The 2,579-nt window shown below is 45.1% G+C and carries 3 protein-coding genes and 1 pseudogene; 3 read left to right on the top strand and 1 reads right to left on the bottom strand.

The window, feature by feature from the left end; all coding sequences use genetic code 11:
- The coding region (locus tag HSISS2_RS07180; protein ID WP_042767076.1) for a threonine/serine exporter family protein at window positions 1–466 on the bottom strand (466 nt) is incomplete at its 3' end.
- A 368-nt stretch (window positions 467–834) separates the two neighbouring features.
- Between HSISS2_RS07180 and dhaK the strand changes: the two genes are divergently transcribed.
- From dhaK to HSISS2_RS07165, 3 genes and pseudogenes are all read left to right on the top strand, one after another.
- Window positions 835–1,782, top strand: a complete 948-nt coding sequence (dhaK, locus tag HSISS2_RS07175; protein WP_134981507.1) for a dihydroxyacetone kinase subunit DhaK — start codon at window positions 835–837, stop codon at window positions 1,780–1,782.
- Between the two features lie 31 nt (window positions 1,783–1,813).
- The gene (gene dhaL / locus HSISS2_RS07170; RefSeq protein ID WP_021146100.1) at window positions 1,814–2,389 is read left to right on the top strand and encodes a dihydroxyacetone kinase subunit DhaL; all 576 of its coding nucleotides are present in this window, start codon (window positions 1,814–1,816) and stop codon (window positions 2,387–2,389) included.
- Window positions 2,390–2,392: 3 nt separating this feature from the next.
- A pseudogene (locus tag HSISS2_RS07165) lies at window positions 2,393–2,579 on the top strand (PTS mannose family transporter subunit IIA); the annotation flags it as partial.

The raw sequence follows: 2,579 nt of genomic DNA, 5'->3' as shown, positions 1-2,579 counted from the left end.
CAGAGATAGCCGCAGCAGTCCCATCAATCCAGCTACTTCCAAGGGCTAGCGAGAAGCTCCCTGCACCAATGACACAGGCTATAATATCCTCTAAAGGACGATAGAAGGTCTTGTGTTCAATGGTTCTCAGTTTTTGGAAAATACTGGAAAGAGCTGGATTTGGTTGCTCCGTCAGTTCTCGTGATAAGCGGTTAACCTCTTCGAGTTTGCCTAGATGGATGGAGGGAGCTGAGGTAGCTAGAATACGAGATTCTTTAAGCCCTGAACGGTTGAGTCCAGAAATCATGACTCCCCGATTGACCACATAAGAAGAAAAGTCCCTAATGCCCAGAGATTTGGCCATATGCCCCATGGTGTCTTCAATGCGGTAAATCTCAGCACCGCTCTCCATGAGGAGACGGCCTGCTTGAAGGACCGCATCCATTTCGTTTTGAGGCTCTGATTCATTTGGAAAATCGATAGTCATGTGACCCCTCCTTATCTGTTAATTCGTCATTCCATTATAAGGCTTGAATGGTGGTTTTTCAATAGCTTGGGCGACTAAAATGCGTCTTTTTATGAGAATATTTTTTGACACTAATCCTGTACTTTTTAAAGGCGGTCGCCTACCCTTTTGCCTTGCTATTGATAGAGGCAAATGCTACAATTGAATTATAAAATGTATGCGTTTACATATTTTTACGCTATCTTTCTCAAAAAGCCTTGAAGTCCTTTATTTATAGGGAAAGAGCAATCACAGAAGGAAGCCAATGTAAGTGCAAATAGTTGATACCTTTGAAAAGGAGGCAATCCCATGAAAAAATTATCAATAAACCTGAAAATGTTGTGACAGAGATGCTAGATGGCTTGGCTTATGTTCACAGTGATTTGGTACATCGTGTTGAGGGGTTTGACATCATCGCAAGAAATGAGCAGGCTGCTGGTCAGGTTGGTCTCATTTCTGGTGGTGGAAGTGGTCACGAGCCAGCTCATGCTGGTTTTGTGGGTGATGGTATGCTTTCGGCAGCCATTGCAGGTGCTGTCTTCACGTCCCCAACGCCAGATCAGATTTTGGAAGCTATCAAGGAAGCGGACCAAGGGGCTGGTGTCTTCATGGTCGTTAAAAATTACTCTGGCGACATCATGAATTTTGAGATGGCTCAAGAATTGGCTGAAATGGAAGGCATCGAGGTTGCTAGTATTGTTGTAGACGACGATATTGCTGTGGAAAATAGCCTCTATACACAAGGTCGTCGTGGGGTTGCTGGTACCATTTTCGTTCACAAAATCCTAGGTCATGCGGCTCGTGAAGGCAAGTCTCTGGCTGAAATCAAAGACTTGGCTGATAAGATTGTTCCTAATATTCACACCATTGGTTTGGCCCTTAGCGGTGCGACGGTTCCTGAAGTTGGTAAGCCTGGTTTTGTCCTAGCTGAGGATGAAATTGAGTACGGTATTGGTATCCATGGTGAACCAGGTTATCGTAAGGAGTCTATGCAGCCATCTCGCCAGTTAGCTGAAGAATTGACAGGGAAACTCCTTGAAGCCTTTGAGGCTAAGACAGATGAACGCTATGCCCTTCTCATCAATGGTATGGGTGCGACACCTCTCATGGAGCAGTATGTCTTTGCTAACGATGTAGCAAGCATTCTTGGAGATGCGGGCTTAGATGTGGTTTATAGAAAATTAGGTAACTACATGACATCGATTGATATGGCAGGTCTTTCATTGACGCTCATGAAGATTGATGATGACGCTTGGCTTGAGGCTCTGGAGAGTCCAGTTAAGACCATCGCTTGGTAGTCTGACATGAAAACTAGAAATTAGGTATATTATGGATAAAACAGTTGCAGTAAAATGGATGCAAGGCTTTGATCAAAGGGTTGAAGCAGAAAAAGACCACTTGTCTGAATTAGACGGTCCTATTGGAGATGGTGATCATGGTACTAACTTGGCGCGTGGTATGGCGGCAGCCATTGAGGCTATTAACAGCACTGAACCACAAAGTGCAGCAGAAGTGTTCAAGGCGGTTTCTATGGCCTTGATTAGTAAAGTTGGTGGTGCGTCAGGTCCGCTTTATGGGTCTGCCTTTATGGGCATGATGAAGGCTGAACAAGCTGGTCAAGATCTGGCAGGAGTGCTTGAGGCAGGTCTCGAGATGATTAAAAAACGTGGTCATGCACAAGTTGGTGAAAAGACCATGGTGGATGTTTGGCACCCAGTTGTTGAAGCTGTCAAACAAGGTCAATTAACCAATGACCTTATTGATCAAGCTGTTCTTTCAACCAAGGAAGTTGTTGCTACCAAGGGGCGTGCCTCTTATGTAGGTGAGCGTTCAATTGGTCACATTGATCCAGGCTCTTATTCGTCTGGTCTACTCTTCAAAGCCTTGCTAGAAGCGGAGGGCTAGGATATGCCAGAACTTGGAATTGTGATTGTATCTCACTCTGCTGATATTGCTAAAGGTTTGGTGAGTCTGATTCGTGAGGTCGCTCCAGATATCCCTTTGACAGCTACAGGTGGTCTGGAAGATGGAGGTTTGGGTTCAAGTTTCGACCATGTGCAAGTGGCTGTGGATAGTCAGCCAGCTAACAGACTCT

Source organism: Streptococcus sp. HSISS2, assembly GCF_000448665.1.
In the GTDB taxonomy this organism is placed as follows: Bacteria; Bacillota; Bacilli; order Lactobacillales; family Streptococcaceae; genus Streptococcus; species Streptococcus raffinosi.
The sequence above is the reverse complement of the archived record's forward strand: the minus strand, read 5'-3'. Positions and strand labels throughout refer to the sequence as shown.